The sequence below is a fragment of the Variovorax sp. AC194 genome, from assembly GCF_979257995.1.
In genome coordinates, this window is record NZ_OZ409823.1 from 2,008,418 (window position 1) to 2,024,766 (window position 16,349).

The 16,349-nt window shown below is 69.1% G+C and carries 8 protein-coding genes; all 8 read left to right on the plus strand.

Annotation, left to right across the window (positions count from 1 at the left end; genetic code table 11):
* Positions 1-58: 58 nt before the first annotated feature.
* On the plus strand, positions 59-1,312 hold the full coding sequence (locus tag ACZYRS_RS09710; RefSeq protein WP_198786837.1) for an NRAMP family divalent metal transporter: 1,254 nt from the start codon (positions 59-61) through the stop codon (positions 1,310-1,312).
* Between the two features lie 435 nt (positions 1,313-1,747).
* Positions 1,748-9,223 carry a non-ribosomal peptide synthetase gene (locus ACZYRS_RS09715; RefSeq protein WP_463419058.1) on the plus strand — a complete coding sequence of 2,492 codons (7,476 nt, stop codon included), beginning with the start codon at positions 1,748-1,750 and terminating at the stop codon, positions 9,221-9,223.
* A gap of 12 nt (positions 9,224-9,235) precedes the next feature.
* A complete protein-coding gene (locus ACZYRS_RS09720) occupies positions 9,236-10,555 on the plus strand; it encodes a glycosyltransferase (RefSeq protein WP_463419059.1) in 1,320 nt (439 codons plus the stop codon).
* Between the two features lie 57 nt (positions 10,556-10,612).
* The gene (locus ACZYRS_RS09725; RefSeq protein WP_463419060.1) at positions 10,613-10,828 is read left to right on the plus strand and encodes an MbtH family protein; all 216 of its coding nucleotides are present in this window, start codon (positions 10,613-10,615) and stop codon (positions 10,826-10,828) included.
* A 199-nt stretch (positions 10,829-11,027) separates the two neighbouring features.
* The gene (locus ACZYRS_RS09730) at positions 11,028-12,320 is read left to right on the plus strand and encodes an acyltransferase family protein (protein WP_463419061.1); all 1,293 of its coding nucleotides are present in this window, start codon (positions 11,028-11,030) and stop codon (positions 12,318-12,320) included.
* Complete coding sequence (locus ACZYRS_RS09735; RefSeq protein WP_463419062.1) at positions 12,317-13,282, plus strand: glycosyltransferase family 2 protein; 966 nt, start codon at positions 12,317-12,319, stop codon at positions 13,280-13,282. The genes ACZYRS_RS09730 and ACZYRS_RS09735 overlap by 4 nt, the downstream gene beginning before the upstream one ends.
* Positions 13,279-14,538, plus strand: coding sequence for a TCR/Tet family MFS transporter (locus tag ACZYRS_RS09740; protein WP_463419063.1), 1,260 nt, complete (start codon positions 13,279-13,281; stop codon positions 14,536-14,538). The genes ACZYRS_RS09735 and ACZYRS_RS09740 overlap by 4 nt, the downstream gene beginning before the upstream one ends.
* A 186-nt stretch (positions 14,539-14,724) precedes the next feature.
* Positions 14,725-16,347 carry a xanthine dehydrogenase small subunit gene (gene xdhA / locus ACZYRS_RS09745; RefSeq protein ID WP_463419064.1) on the plus strand — a complete coding sequence of 541 codons (1,623 nt, stop codon included), beginning with the start codon at positions 14,725-14,727 and terminating at the stop codon, positions 16,345-16,347.
* Positions 16,348-16,349 lie beyond the last annotated feature (2 nt).

Genomic DNA, 16,349 nt, shown 5'->3' on the forward strand with positions numbered 1-16,349 from the left:
AAGAAATGCGCTGCGTTCATGCAGTGGTCAGGCTCGGCATGACAGCATCGCGCCCGTCATGAAGAAACGCATTCCCTCATTCCTGCGCCACGTCGGCCCCGGTGTCGTCACCGGCGCGGCGGACGACGACCCGTCGGGCATCGCCACCTACACGCAGGCGGGGGCGCAGTTCGGCACGGGCCTCTTGTGGACGGTGTTTCTCTCGCTGCCGTTCATGGTGGCGATCCAGCTGGTGTCGGCGCGCATCGGGCGTGTCACGGGAAAGGGCGTGGCGGCCAACCTGCGCGAGCACATGCCGCGCAGCTTTCTCATCGTGCTGGTGGCGCTGCTGGTGGCGGCCAACACCATCAACATCGCGGCCGATATTTCCGCGATGGGCGAGGCGCTGCAGCTGGTGGTGGGCGGCGGCGCGCATTTTCATTCGCTGGTGTTCGGCGTGGTCACGGTGCTGCTGCAGGTGTTCGTGCCGTACCGCAAGCTCGCGCACATCCTCAAGTGGCTGACGCTCACGCTCTTCGCTTACGTGGCCGCGGTGTTCGTGGTGCAGGTGGAGTGGGCGCGGGTGCTGCATGACCTGGTGGTGCCGCGGCTGCAATGGCGCGGCGACTACTGGATGATGATCGTCGCGCTCCTGGGCACCACGATCTCGCCTTACCTCTTCTTCTGGCAGGCCTCGCAGGAGGTCGAAGAGCTGCGCCTCAAAGGCGGCAGGCGCGGCACCGACAAGCAGGTGCGCCACGACCTGCGGCGCGTGCGTCTGGACACCTGGGTGGGCATGACCTTCTCCAACCTGATCGCGTTCTTCGTGATGGTGGTCGGCGCCTCCGTGCTGTACGCGGCCGGCGTGCACGACGTGACCTCTGCGGCACAGGCGGCCGAGGCGCTGCGGCCGCTGGCCGGCGACTTCGCGTTCTGGCTCTTCGCGGGCGGCATCATCGCCACGGGCCTGCTCGCCGTGCCGGTGCTCGCTTCGTCGGCTGCCTACGCGGTGGCCGAGGCCTTCGGATGGGAAGAGGGCCTGGAGCGCCACTGGCGAGAGGCCAAGGAGTTCTACGCGATCATCGCGGTCGCCACGCTGGTGGGCACGGCGCTGGACTTCACGCCGATCGACCCGATGAAGGCGCTCTACTGGAGCGCGGTGATCAACGGCGTGGTGGCCGTACCGATCATGGCCGCGATGATGATCCTGGTGACGCGCGAGAAGGTGATGGGCCCCTTCACTTCGGGGCGCCGCATGCGCTGGCTGGGGTGGGGCGGCACGGCGCTGATGGGCTTCGCGGCGCTGATGATGGGGTGGGACATCGTGCGCTGAGGCGCTGCAGCCGACACTGTTCGACAACCGAAAGTACGCGCCCTGGAGCGCGTATTTTTTTGCCCCGCGTCGGTCGGGTGCGCGCGTGTATCACGCCGGCGAAATCCCCTACAAGGTCCACACCAAGTTGCTGCGTCGCAACAATCTTTTGGGGTGCATGGCGCGCGAAATACGATGAAAGCCTTCGATTCCGGAAACCCCGATTCGCATCGCAACTTCCGGATGAAATCTTTCGCGCTCAAAGACCTTCGTGAAATGTTTTTAGCTCAAAAACGGTCACTGAAAATGTTGCAACCACTTGTACATTGGTCTGGCAATGTGAACGGATTGTCACCGCGGAGCACCGGCATTTCTCCTTGAGCGGCCGATGCACGACGCGTCCATTTCACGCGCACATGCATCGTTGCCGAATTCACTCAAGACCTGGAGAAGTGCATGAGTACCGTCGATCAGCTGGGCCGCACCGCCCCCCTCACCTCGGGGCAGATGGCGATGTGGCTCGGCGCGAAGTTCGCGTCGCCAGACACCAATTTCAATCTCGCCGAAGCCATCGACATCGACGGCGAGATCGACCCCGACATCTTCATCGCCGCCATGCGGCAGGTGGCCGATGAAACCGAAGCCACGCGCTTGCGTTTCGTCGACACGGCACAAGGACCGCGCCAGGTCGTCGCGCCGGTTTTCACCGGCGAGATTCCGTACCTCGACCTGAGCAACAAAAGCGATCCGAACGCCGAAGCCGAGCGCTGGATGCGCGCCGACTACACCCAGGGCATCGACCTCGCGCACGGCCAGTTGTGGCTCTCCGCACTGATCCGCCTCGCGCCCGATCGCCACATCTGGTACCACCGCAGCCATCACATCGCGCTCGACGGCTTCAGCGGCGGGCTCATCGCGCGCCGCTTCGCCGACATCTACACCGCGATGGTCGACGGCAATGCAGCGGTGCCCGAAGACTCGCGCCTCGCGCCGATCTCGCAGCTGGCCGAAGAAGAACACGCCTACCGCGAGTCCGGCCGCTTTCCGCGCGACCGCCAGTACTGGACCGAGCGCTTCGCCGACGCGCCCGATCCGCTGAGCCTCGCTTCGCACCGCTCGGTCAACGTCGGTGGCCTGTTGCGCCAGACGGTGCACCTGCCCGCAGCCAGCGTGCAGGCCCTGCAGGCCATCGCGCAGGAGCTGGGCACCACGTTGCCGCAGATCCTGATCGCCACCACCGCGGCCTACCTGTACCGCGCCACGGGCATCGAGGACATGGCGATCGGCATCCCCGTGACCGCGCGCCACAACGACCGCATGCGCCGCGTGCCCGCGATGGTGGCCAACGCGCTGCCCCTGCGTCTCGCGATGCGCGCGGACCTGCCGATTCCCGAACTGATCCGCGAAGTCGGCCGCCAGATGCGACAGATCCTGCGGCACCAGTCGTACCGCTACGAGCACCTGCGCAGCGACCTCAACATGCTGGTGAACAACCGGCAGCTCTTCACCACCGTGGTCAACGTCGAGCCTTTCGACTACGACTTCCGTTTCGCGGGCCATGCAGCCAAGCCGCGCAACCTCTCCAACGGCACGGCCGAAGACCTGGGCATCTTCCTGTACGAGCGCGGCAACGGGCAGGACCTGCAGATCGACTTCGACGCCAACCCCGCGGTGCACACCGCGGAGGAACTGGCCGACCATCAGCGCCGGCTCATCGCCTTCATCGACGCCGTGATCCGCTTGCCCTTGCAAGCCATCGGCCACATCGACCTGCTCGGCGCCGAAGAGCGCAAGCAACTGCTGGTGACGTGGAACGACACGGACCACGCGGTGCCCGACACGCACCTCACCGCATTGATCGAAGCGCAGCTCGCCGCCAACCCGAAGGCCATCGCCTTGCGCTTCGAGGGGCAGGAGATCGACAACGAAGAACTGAACCGCCGCGCCAACCGCCTCGCGCATCTGCTGCGCGCACGCGGCGCGGGCCCGGAGCGCATCGTGGCGCTCGCAATTCCGCGTTCGATGGACCTGATGGTCGCGCTGCTCGCCACGCTGAAGACCGGCGCGGCGTACCTGCCCGTCGATCCCGATTTCCCGCAGGACCGCATCGCCTTCATGCTCGGCGACGCGCAGCCCGTGTGCCTCGTCACGACCGAAGCCCTCGCGGAGTCGCTGCCGAAAGCCGCCCCCACTTTGCTGCTCGATGTAGCGCAAACGATTGCGGATCCGGCGAGTTGCGACGACACCAACCTCGATGTCGCGATCGACCCTTCGCACCCGGCCTACGTGATCTACACCTCGGGCTCCACCGGCATGCCCAAGGGTGCGGTCGTGTCGCACCGCGCCATCGTCAATCGCCTCTGCTGGATGCAGGACCGCTACGGCCTGAAGGCCGACGACCGCGTGCTGCAGAAGACACCGTCGAGCTTCGACGTGTCGGTGTGGGAATTCTTCTGGCCGCTGATCGACGGCGCCACGCTGGTGCTCGCGAAGCCGGGTGGCCACAAGGGTGCGGCGTACCTTGCGAACCTCATCGCGGAAGAACGCATCACGACGGTCCACTTCGTACCGTCGATGCTCGAGGTCTTTTTGCGCGAGCCCACGGCCGCCGCATGCACCACGCTGCGCCGCGTGATCTGCAGCGGCGAGGCGCTGTCGCCCGCGCTGCAATCGCAGTTCCAGCAGTTGCTCACCTGCGAGCTGCACAACCTGTACGGTCCGACGGAGGCCGCGGTCGACGTCACCTCGTGGGAATGCGAGCGAACGGGCGATGCGCAAGCCGCGAGCGTGCCCATCGGCCGCCCGATCTGGAACACCCAGATGCACGTGCTCGACAGCGGCCTGCAGCCCGTGCCGGCCGGCGTGACCGGGGAGCTCTACATCGCGGGCGTCGGTCTCGCACGCGGCTACCTCCAGCGTCCGCTGCTCAGCGCCGAACGCTTCATCGCCAACCCCTACGGCGCGCCCGGCAGCCGCATGTACCGCACCGGTGACCTCGCGCGCTGGCGCAAGGACGGCAGCCTCGACTTCCTCGGCCGCGCCGACCAGCAGGTGAAGATCCGCGGCTTGCGCATCGAGCCGGGCGAGATCGAGTCGGTACTGCTGCAGCACCCGCAGGTCGCGCAGGCCGCGGTGGTGGCGCGCGAAGACGTGCCCGGCGAGAAGCGCCTCGTGGCCTATGTTGTCGCAGCCGATGCCGCCGATCCGCAAGCGGCCGAACTGCGCGCGCACCTCGCGCAATCGCTGCCCGAGTACATGGTGCCGTCGGCCTTCGTCAGCCTCCCGTCGCTGCCGCTCGGCCCGAGCGGCAAGCTCGACCGCAAGGCGCTGCCGCCGCCCGAAGTGCAGGCCGCCACGCCGTATGCCGCGCCGCGCACGCCGACGGAGAAGATCCTCGCCGGCCTCTGGGCCGAGACGCTGCACCTGCCGCGCGTGGGCGTGCACGACAACTTCTTCGAGCTCGGCGGGCACTCGCTCATGATCGTGCAGCTGATGTCGATGATCCGCCAGCAATTCATGATCGACCTGCCGGTCGACACGCTGTTCCAGGTCTCCACCATCGCCGGTCTCGCGGAGCTGCTCGACCAGGAGTCGGTCGCCCGCCCGAGCCTCGTGCCGATGCCGCGCCCCGCGCGCATTCCGCTGTCCTTCGCGCAGCGGCGCCTCTGGCTGATGAACCAGCTCGAAGGCGCGAACCCCGCGTACAACATGCCGCTCGCGCTGCGCCTGTCGGGCACGCTCGACCGAGCCGCGCTGCATGCGGCGCTCGGCGATCTGGTGGAGCGCCATGAAAGCCTGCGCACCGTCTACCCGAACGAAGACGGGCTGCCGTACCAGCACATCCTCGATGGCGCCGATGCGAGCCCGGCCGTGATCGAGGCCGACAGCAGCGAAGAAGACATCGCCGCGCAGCTTCACGCCGCGGCGGGCCACGGCTTCGAACTCGGCAGTGCGGCGCCATTGCGCGTCTCGCTCTTCAAGCTCGCTGCCGACGAGCACGTGCTGCTCTTGCTCACGCACCACATCGCCGGCGACGGCGCCTCGCTGCTGCCGCTGGCGCGCGACTTGAGCGTGGCCTACGCCGCGCGCTGCGAAGGCAAGGCGCCCGGCTGGGAGCCGCTGCCGCTGCAGTACGCCGACTACGCGCTGTGGCAGCAGGAACTGCTCGGCAGCGAAGACGACGCCGAGAGCATGGCTGGCCGCCAGCGCGCGTTCTGGCGTTCCTCGCTGGGCGACCTGCCCGAACAACTGGCCTTGCCCGTCGATCACGCACGGCCGCTCGCGCCCACCTACCGCGGCGACGTGGTGCCGCTGCAGATTCCCGCGCACGTGCACGAACGCATCCTGCAACTGGCGCGCGACGGACAGGCCAGTGTCTTCATGGTGCTGCAGGCCGCGCTCGCGGGCCTTTTGAGCCGGCTCGGCGCGGGCGACGACATCGTCATCGGCAGCCCGGTCGCGGGGCGCAGCGACCATGCGCTGGACGAGCTCATCGGCTGCTTCGTCAACACGCTGGTGCTGCGCACCGACACCTCGGGCCAGCCGAGCCTGCGCGAACTGGTCTCGCGCGTGCGCGCCACCAACCTCGCCGCGTATGCGAACCAGGAATTTCCGTACGACCGCCTCGTGGAGCTGCTGCGCCCGGGCCGCTCGCGCGCCAACCTGCCGCTGTTCCAGGTGATGCTGGGCTTCCAGAACACGAGCCGGCTGTCGTTCAGCCTGCCGGGCCTGTCGATCACGCCGCAGCCGGTGGCCATCGACACCGCGAAGTTCGACCTGTCGTTCATCCTCGGCGAGCAGCGCGGCGCCGATGGCCTGCCGGGCGGCATCGCCGGCGGCATCCAGTACAGCACCGACCTGTTCGAGCGCAGCACCGTCGAGGCGATGGGTGCACGGCTGGTGCGATTGCTCGAAGAGGCCTGCGAGGCGCCCGACGACGCGGTGAGCAGCCTTGCCATCCTGAGCGCGGAAGAAACCGACCGCCTGCTGTCCGACTGGAGCGGCCGCACGCGCGACATCGCGCCGCTCTCGTTCGCCGCCATGGTCGCGTCGCATGCCGCAGAGCGACCGCATGCAGCCGCGGTGGTGCTCGACGACGCGACCGTCGGCTATGCCGAACTCGACGCGCGCGCCAACCGGCTCTCGCACCTGCTGCGCGCACAGGGCATCGGTGCCGGTGCCATCGTCGCGACGGTGTTGCCGCGTTCGCTCGACCTCATCGTGGCGCACCTGGCCATCGTGAAGGCGGGGGCTGCGTACCTGCCCATCGACCCCAACCACATGGCCGCGCGCAGCGCCTTCGTGTTCGAGGAAGCAGCGCCCGCCGCGGTGCTGACGCACGACGCGCTGCTGCCCGAACTGGCCGGCGTTCCCCGCTGCATCGCGCTCGACAGCGACAGCATGGTGGCCGCGCTGGCGATCCAGTCGAGCGCACCGCTCGCGCAAACCGCGGCGCCCGGCGATGCCGCCTACATCATCTACACCTCCGGCTCCACCGGCGTGCCCAAGGGCGTGGTGGTGCCGCATGCGGGCCTGAGCAGCCTGGGCACTGCGATGGCGGAGCGCCTTGCCATCGACCACGACTCGCGCGTGCTGCAGTTCTCCTCCAGCGGTTTCGACGCCTCGGTGATGGACCAGCTGATGGCCTTCCATGCCGGCGCCGCGCTGGTGGTGCCCGGCCCGCAGCAACTGCTCGGCACGGACCTGGCCGACCTGCTCGAGAAGCAGGCCGTGAGCCACGCGCTGATTCCGCCCGCCGCGCTCGCGACGCTGCCGCACGGCGAATTCCCGCACCTGCTGACGCTCGTGGTCGGCGGCGATGCCTGCCCCGCCGCGCTGGCGGCGAAGTGGTCGCAGGGCCGCCGCATGGTCAATGCCTACGGCCCGACCGAGATCACCATCTGCGCGAGCATGAGCGCACCGATGACGGCCGATGAATTGCCCTCCATCGGCCAGCCGATCTGGAACACGCGGATGTACGTGCTCGACAGTGCCTTGCAGCCGGTGCCGCCGGGCGTCGCGGGCGAGCTCTATATCGCGGGCAGCGGCGTGGCGCGCGGTTACTTGAATCGTCCCGCGCTGAGCGCGGAGCGCTTCATCGCCGACCCTCATGGCGCACCTGGCAGCCGCATGTACCGCAGCGGCGACCTCGCGCGCTGGCGCGCCGACGGCAGCCTCGACTTCGTCGGCCGTGCCGACCAGCAGGTGAAGATCCGGGGCTTTCGCATCGAGCCGGGCGAGATCGAATCGGTGCTGCTCGAGCACCCGCAGATCACGCAAGCGGCCGTCATTGCCCGCGAGGACACCCCCGGCGAAAAACGCCTGGTCGCCTACTTCGTCGCAGGCGCCGAGCCGCAGCCCACCGAGCTGCGCGCCCACATGGCGCGGGCCTTGCCCGACTACATGGTGCCCTCGGCCTTCGTGCGCCTGCCGTCGCTGCCGCTCACGCAAAGCGGCAAGCTCGACAAGAAGGCGCTGCCGGTGCCCGACCAGCAGCCGGTCGCGCTGTACGTCGAGCCGCGCACGCCCACCGAGAAGCTGCTCGCGGCCCTCTGGTCCGAGACGCTGCAGCTCGCGCGCGTCGGCATCCACGACAACTTCTTCGAGATCGGCGGCCATTCGCTCATGGCCATCCAGCTTGGCATGCGCATCCGCCAGCAGGTGCGCGCGGACTTTCCGCATGCGGAGGTCTACAACCGCCCGACCATCGCCGACCTGGCCGCCTGGCTCGACAACGCCGGCGGCACGGCCGAGGCGCTCGACCTGTCGCGCGAGCTCGACCTGCCCGCGCACATCCGCCCGCAGGCCACCGCGCCGAAGCTCGCACCACGCCGCGTGTTCCTCACCGGCGCGAGCGGCTTCGTCGGCAGCCACCTGCTCGCGGCATTGCTGCGCGACACCACGGCCTGCGTGGTCTGCCACGTGCGCGCGCCCGACGAAGAGGCCGGCGAGCAGCGCCTGAAACGCACGCTGGCCCAGCGCCAGCTCGGCGCGGTGTGGGACGACGCGCGCATCAAGGTCGTGACCGGCGACCTCGGCAAGCCGCGCCTGGGCCTGGACGACGCGGCCGTGCAGCTGGTGCGCGATGGCTGCGACGCCATCTACCACTGCGCCGCGCAGGTCGACTTCCTGCATCCCTACGCGAGCCTGAAGCCCGCGAACGTGGACAGCGTGGTCACGCTGCTCGAATGGACGGCGCAGGGCCGCGCCAAGCACATGCACTACGTCTCCACGCTCGCGGTGATCGACCAGAACAACCAGGAAGACACCATCACCGAGCAATCGGCGCTGGCCTCCTGGAGCGGCCTGGTCGACGGCTACAGCCAGAGCAAGTGGGTCGGCGACGCGCTGGCGCGCGAGGCGCAGGCGCGCGGCATGCCGGTGGCGATCTACCGGCTCGGCGCCGTCACCGGCGACCACACGCACGCGATCTGCAATGCCGACGACCTGATCTGGCGCGTTGCGCATCTCTATGCCGACCTGGAAGCGATTCCCGACATGGACCTGCCGCTGAACCTCACGCCGGTGGACGACGTGGCGCGGGCCATCCTGGGCCTTGCGGCGCAGGAAGCCTCGTGGGGCCAGGTGTTCCACCTGATGAGCCAGGCGGCGCTGCGGGTGCGCGACATTCCGCACGTCTTCGCGCGCATGGGCATGCGGCTGGAGCCGGTGGGCCTGGAGCCCTGGCTGGAGCGCGCGCATGCGCGGCTGGCCGTCGCGCAGGACCGCGACCTGGCGGCCGTGCTCGCCATCCTCGACCGCTACGACACCACCGCCACGCCGCCGCAGGTGAGCGGCGCGGCCACGCATGCGCAGCTCGAAGCCATCGGCGCGCCGATCCGCCCGGTGGACCGCGACCTGCTGCAGCGCTATTTCGTGGACCTGGGCATCGACACCAAGGCGCGCCGCGCTTTGGAAACCACCACTTCATAGGAGCCAACGGAAATGGCACGCTATCTCATCGCCGCCACCGCCTTGCCGGGCCACGTCCTGCCGATGCTGGCCATCGCGCAGCATCTGGTGAAACAAGGGCACGCGGTGCGGGTGCATACCGCGAGCCAGTTCCGCGCACAGGCCGAGGCGACCGGCGCGGGCTTCACGCCCTTCGAGCGCGCGATCGACTTCGACTACCGCGACCTGGACAAGCGCTTTCCCGAGCGCCAGCGCATCGCCTCGGCGCATGCGCAGATGTGCTTTGGCCTCAAGCACTTCTTCGCCGACGCGATGGCCGCGCAGCACGCGGGCCTGCGCGCGATCCTGGAGGACTTCCAGGCCGACGCCATCCTGGCCGACACGATGTTCTGCGGCACCTTCCCGCTGCTGCTGGGACGGGAGCGCGAAGACCGCCCGGCGATCGTCGGCATCGGCATCTCGGCGCTGCCGCTGTCCAGCTGCGACACCGCCTTCTTCGGCACCGCGCTGCCGCCGTCGTCCACGCCGGAAGGGCGTGTGCGCAACAAGGCGATGAATGCCAACCTCAAGCAGGCGATGTTCGGCGAGGTGCAACGCTATTTCGACACGCTGCTCGCGCGCGCCGGTCTGCCCGCGCTGCCCGACTTTTTCGTCGACGCGATGGTGAAGCTGCCCGACCTGTACCTGCAGCTCACCGCGCCGTCGTTCGAATACCCGCGCAGCGACCTGCCCGCGTCGGTGCATTTCGTCGGCCCGCTGCTCTCGCCCGCGAGCCGCGACTTCACGCCGCCCGACTGGTGGCACGAGCTGGACGACGGCCGCCAAGTCGTGCTGGTCACGCAGGGCACGCTGGCCAACCAGAACCCATCGCAGCTGATCGGCCCGACGCTGCAGGCGCTGGCGGGCGACAAGAACATCCTCGTCATCGCCACCACCGGCGGCCCGGTGCCGCCGGCGCTCGCGGCGAACCTGCCCGCCAATGCCCGCGTGCTGCCGTTCCTGCCTTACGACCGGCTGCTGCCCAAGCTGCACGCGATGGTCACCAACGGCGGCTACGGCTCGGTCAACCATGCGCTGAGCCTGGGCGTGCCGCTGGTGGTGGCCGGCACCTCCGAAGAGAAACCGGAGATCGCCGCGCGCGTGGCCTGGTCGGGCGCGGGCATCAACCTCGCGACCGGGCAGCCGAGCGCGCGGCAGATCGGCGACGCCGTGCGCAAGGTGCTGGGCAACTCCACCTACCGGCAGCGCGCGTCGATGCTGCGCGAGGACTTTGCATGCCACCGCGCGCTCGCCGGCATCGCCGGCGCCCTCGAAGCACTGGTGCAAACCACCGCACCCGCGGAAATGGCCTGAGCGCCGCACACCCTCCTCACCCTCTCCGCACCCTCCGTACCCGCAAGGAAATTTCAGATGAGCAACCCGTTCGACGACAAGAGCGCCAGCTTCCAGGTGCTGGTGAACGACGAGGGCCAGCACTCGCTGTGGCCCGCCTTCATCGCCGTGCCTGCCGGCTGGCAGGTGGCGCTGGCGCCGACCGACCACGACGCGTGCAGCGCGTACATCGAGGCGAACTGGCAGGACATGCGCCCGCGCTCGCTCGTTGCCAGGGATGCCGCCAGGGCATGAGGATGTTCGCCCTGCACCGGCGCGGCGCCGCATGGGCGCATGCATCGAGGTTCCAGTCGCCGGTGGCCGGTGAGGTGACCGGCACCTTCGCGCCGGACAGCGAACACGCCGAACCCGCTGAACCCGCCGAGGGGAAAAGCGCCGTTCCCGCAAAGCCGCCGGGGCCCGCCATGCCACTGCAACGCAGGCCGCGCTTGCGATGAGCGTCTTCTCCGTCTGGCCGTACTTCCTGCTCATGCTGGCCGTGCTCGGCATGCTGGTGCTGCCGGTCTTCCGCGTGGCCGACGAGCCGCCGCAGCGCGACCCACGCACCACGACGCTCGACGGGCTGCGCGGATTTCTCGCGCTGAGCGTCTTCGTGCACCACCTGATGGTCACGCACGCCTACGTCGCGAGTGGCGAGTGGACCTTTCCGCCCCCGGGCTTTCCCACGCTGCTCGGACAGGTCGGCGTGGGCGTCTTCTTCATGATCACGGCCTTCCTGTTCTGGGGCAAATTGCTCGATGCCGGGGGCCGGCCGGACTGGCGCGGCCTCTACGTCGGCCGGCTCTGGCGCATCGGCCCGATGTACCTGGTGGCGATCGGGCTGATGTTCCTCGTGGTCGCCTGGAAAACCGGGTTCGTGCTCAGGGAGCCGGCGTGGTCCGTGCTGGCCGCGGCGCTGCAGTGGCTGGCCCTGGGCATCGTGCCGCAGCAGCCCGACATCAACGGCTATGTCGGCACGGCCTTCATCCTCGCGGGCGTGACGTGGACGGTCTTCGCGGAATGGCTGTTCTACGGATCGCTGCGGCTGATGGCGCCGATCGCACGCGGGGGGCGCACGCCGCGCTTCGTCGCCGCCGGCTTGTTGCTGCTGTGCCTGCCGGCGCTAACGATCGCGGCGCTTCCTTCGGCCGGCTCGCCCACGCACCCCACGCTCGCGCTGGTGGTCGGCGCGCTCGCCTGGGTGCTGGCGTCGTTTCTCCTCGGGATGCTGTCGGCGTGGCTGCTTCGCCGCGACGGCGCGAACCAGCGGCGGGAGCGCCTGCCCGAATGGGCCGCCTCGCTCCTCGCGCTGGCCTGCCTGGCCGCCGTGTTCCTCGGGTTCCCGCACATGGTCGGCCCCGTGCAGGTGCTGCTGCTCTGGGCCTTCTTTCATCTGGTCTGCCGCGGCAGCACGCTGTTCGGCCTGCTGGCCACGCGCGCGGCGCGGCGCATGAGCACGGTGAGCTACAGCATCTATCTGCTCCAGGGGCTCGTGCTGACCGTGGTCTTCGCGATGCTGCCGGTGCGCGACTTTGCGATGGCCGGGGCGATGCAGTACTGGCTGGTCGGCACGCTGTGCGCGATGCTGCTCGTGGCGGCATCGGTCGCCAGCTACCGCCTCGTGGAGAAGCCGGGCATCGCACGCGGCAGGCGAACGATCCAGCGGCTGAAGAAGACCGATGCCGTGGGCACGCCATCGCATCGCGGCCATCCAACAGAGCCCTCCCTGCAAGGAAGCCGACGATGAGCGCCCCGTCCTTCGCGTTCGGCGCCGTCGTCGTCACCTATTTCCCGACCGGCGAACAGGTGGCGAACCTGCACGCGCTCGCCGCGTCGTGCGCGCACCTGTGCGTGGTCGACAACACGCCGGAGGCGGGCGATTGGCAACAGGCGCTCGTGGATGCGGACGTCCCCGTGCTGAACAACGGCAACCGCGGCGGCATCGCGGGCGCGTTCAACCGGGGCATCGCCGACCTCGAAGCGCGGGGCGCCGAACTCTTCTTCCTGCTCGACCAGGATTCGAAGCTGCCGCCCGGCTACTTCGCCGCCATGTGCGAGGCGGCGATGACGGCCCGGGAGGGCAAGGGCGAGGAGGGCGCGGCCTTCCTGATCGGCCCGCTAGTGCACGACACGAACCTGGACGCGCTGATCCCGCAATTCGGCCTCGAGGGCAAGCGCGTCTTCCAGTTCGACCTCGGGCAGCCCTTCACCGAGCCGCTGGTGCGCTGCGCCTTCATGATCTCCTCGGGCTCGCTGATCTCGCGTGCCGCCTGGGCCACGATCGGCCGCTTCGACGAGCGCTACGTGATCGACCACGTGGACACCGACTACTGCATGCGCGCCCTCGGCCGCGATGTGCCGCTGTACCTCAATCCGCACGTCGTGCTGCGGCACCAGATCGGCGATATCCAGGCCCGGTCGCTGTTCGGCTGGAAGGTCCACTTCATCAACTATCCGGCCGCGCGGCGCTATTACATCGCGCGCAATGCGCTGGCCCTCTCGCGGGCGCATGTGCGCGCCTTTCCCGCGATTCTTTTCATCAACGTCTACACGCTCAAGCAGATCCTGCCGATGCTGATGTTCGAGCGCGACCGGCTGAAGAAGACCCTCGCGCTGGTGCTCGGCTGCTTCGATGGTCTTTTCGGGCGGCTCGGGGGTCTTTGCGAGGCGCATCCGCGGGTGGGCAAGTACCTGAGCCGCCGCGATTGAACACTACCCTTCATGCGCCGCGCGCACGCCGCGCCGCGCTCGCCTTCATCTTCGTGACCGTGCTGATCGACTTCCTGGCGTTCGGCCTGATCCTGCCCGGCCTGCCGCACCTGGTGGAGCGCCTGGCCGGCGGCAGCACCGCGACGGCGGCGTACTGGATCGCGGTGTTCGGCACGGCGTTCGCGGCGATCCAGTTCGTGAGCTCGCCGATCCAGGGCGCGCTGTCCGACCGCTTCGGGCGGCGGCCGGTGATCCTCCTGTCGTGTCTCGGGCTGGGCGTGGATTTCGTGTTCATGGCCCTGGCCACCAGCCTGCCGTGGCTGTTCGTCGGCCGGGTGGTGTCGGGCGTTTTCTCGGCCAGCTTCACCATCGCCAATGCCTACATCGCCGACGTGACGCCGCCGGAAGACCGCGCCCGCAGCTACGGCATCGTGGGCGCGGCGTTCGGCATGGGGCTGGTGTTCGGGCCGGTGCTCGGCGGGCAGCTGAGCCACATCGATCCGCGCCTGCCGTTCTGGTTCGCCGCCGGCCTGACGCTGCTGAGTTTTTGCTACGGATGGTTCGTGCTGCCCGAATCGCTGCCGCCGGAGCGACGCGGCCGCAGGTTCGACTGGTCGCATGCCAATCCGCTCGGCGCGCTGGTGCTGCTCAGGCGCTATCCGCAGGTGGCGGGGCTGGCGGCGGTGTTCTTTCTGGTCAACCTGGCGCAGTACGTCTACCCCAGCGTGTTCGTGCTGTTCGCCGACTACCGGTTCCACTGGAAGGAAGACGCCGTGGGCTGGGTGCTCGGCGGGGTGGGCGTGCTCAGCGTGCTCGTCAACGCCTTGCTGATCGGGCCGGGCGTGAAGCGCTTCGGCGAGCGCCGGGCGCTCTTGTTCGGCATGGGTTGCGGCGTGCTCGGCTTTGTCGCCTACGGCTGGGCCGATGCCGGCTGGGTGCTGCTGGCCGCGCTGCCGTTGGGCACCTTGCTGGCGTTCGCGGGACCGGCGGCGCAGGCGCTGGTCACCCGCGAGGTCGGCGCGGCCGAGCAAGGCCGCATCCAGGGGGCGCTCACCAGCCTGGTGTCGGTGGCGGGCATCGTCGGGCCGGCGATGTTTGCCGGCAGCTTCGGCTATTTCATCGGCCCGCGCGCGCCGGTGCACTTGCCGGGCGCGCCGTTCTTCATCGCCGCGGCGTTTCTCTGCATCGGCATGCTGATCGCGTGGCGCTGCGCACAGCCCAAGGTGGCGGCGGCAGCGGTGCCCGAGCCCACCTGAAACGGCGCCGCGGGTGCGCTCTGTGCCCATGGCCCGGGAATTGCTCGCTTTCTCCAGGGTTTCCCCCTAGGTCGCATACCCGCGCCCACATACGCAATATGGCTGCGGCGGTATGTGCGCGGCGGCGCAAGCGACTAACGTCCAGGCTTGGCCGGAAACACCGAGCCGCCCACGAGCCCGAAGAGCATGAGTACAGAGCGCAACACCATCCAACCCGTCCGCTTTTTCCACCGCGGCAAGATCGTCGACGTCAGCGGCGTGCACCCGACCCGATCGGTGCTCGACTGGCTGCGCGAGGACGCGCACTGCACCGGCACCAAGGAAGGCTGCAACGAGGGCGACTGCGGCGCCTGCACCGTGGTGATCGGCGAGCTGGCCACCGACGCCGACGCGCCGGGCGCCATCGGCGGGCTGCAACTGCAGACGGTCAACGCCTGCATCCAGTTCCTTCCCACGCTGCACGGCAAGGCGCTCTTCACGGTCGAAGACCTGAAGGCGCAGTGCGCGGCGCCACCGTCACCCGACAAGAAGCACCCGGTCCACACGCTGCACCCCGTGCAGCAGGCGATGGTCGACTGCCACGGCTCCCAGTGCGGCTTCTGCACGCCGGGCTTCGTGATGTCGCTGTGGTCCACCTACGAGCACCACCAGGCCGAGGGCACGCAGCCTACGCGCCAGCAGCTGGCCGACGACCTCTCGGGCAACCTGTGCCGCTGCACCGGCTACCGCCCGATCCTGGATGCGGGCCAGCGCATGTTCGACCTGCCGGCAGTGCGGCTCGACACGAAGCCTGCGATGGCGGCGCTCACCGCCCTGCAGAACGACGGCCAGGACCAGGACCTGAACTACGCCGCGCCGCTGGGCGCCCGCATCGACCACTTCCACGCCCCCAGGACCATCGCCCAACTGGCCGCACTGCGCGAGCAGAAGCCGCGCGCCCAGCTGCTGGCCGGCTCCACCGACGTCGGTCTCTGGGTCAACAAGCAGTTCCGCGACTTGGGCGACATCATCTACGTGGGCGACGTGGCCGAAATGAAGACCATCGAGACCCGTGAGAACGGCCAGGGCGGCGAGCTCTACATCGGCGCCGGCGCCTCGCTCGAATCCGCCTTCGAGGCGCTCGTGCAGCGCGTGCCCAGCCTGCAGGACGTGTGGCTGCGCTTCGCCTCGCCGCCCATCCGCCACGCCGGCACCATGGGCGGCAACGTGGCCAACGGCTCGCCCATCGGCGATTCGCCGCCGGTGCTGATGTCGCTGGACACCGAGATCGAGCTGCGCCGCGGCGACGCGGTGCGCCGCATGCCGCTGCCCGACTTCTACATCGACTACATGAAGAACCAGCTGCAGCCCGGCGAGTTCGTGCAGGGGCTGGCGATTCCGCTGGCCGCCATGCGCCGCCAGGTGCGCGCCTACAAGATCAGCAAGCGCTTCGACTGCGACATCTCGGCGCTGTGCGCGGGCTTCGCGATCGAGCTGGAGGAGGGCGGCGACACGGTGAAGGCCGTGCGCCTGGCCTTCGGCGGCATGGCCGCCACCGTCAGGCGCGCGGCGAACGCGGAAGCCGCGCTCGTCGGCAAGCCCTGGACGCAATCGAGCGTTGCCACCGCCAAGCTCGCGCTGGCGCAGGACTTCAAGCCGCTGTCGGACATGCGCGCCTCGGCCGACTACCGGCTGCAGGTGGCCCAGAACCTGATCCAGCGCCTGTGGCTCGAAACCCGCACCGAAGACGCGCTCTCGCTCGAAGAGACCAGCGTCTGGAGCGTGATGCCCCATGCCTCGCCCGCCAAAGCCACGGTGGAAGGAGCCTGACC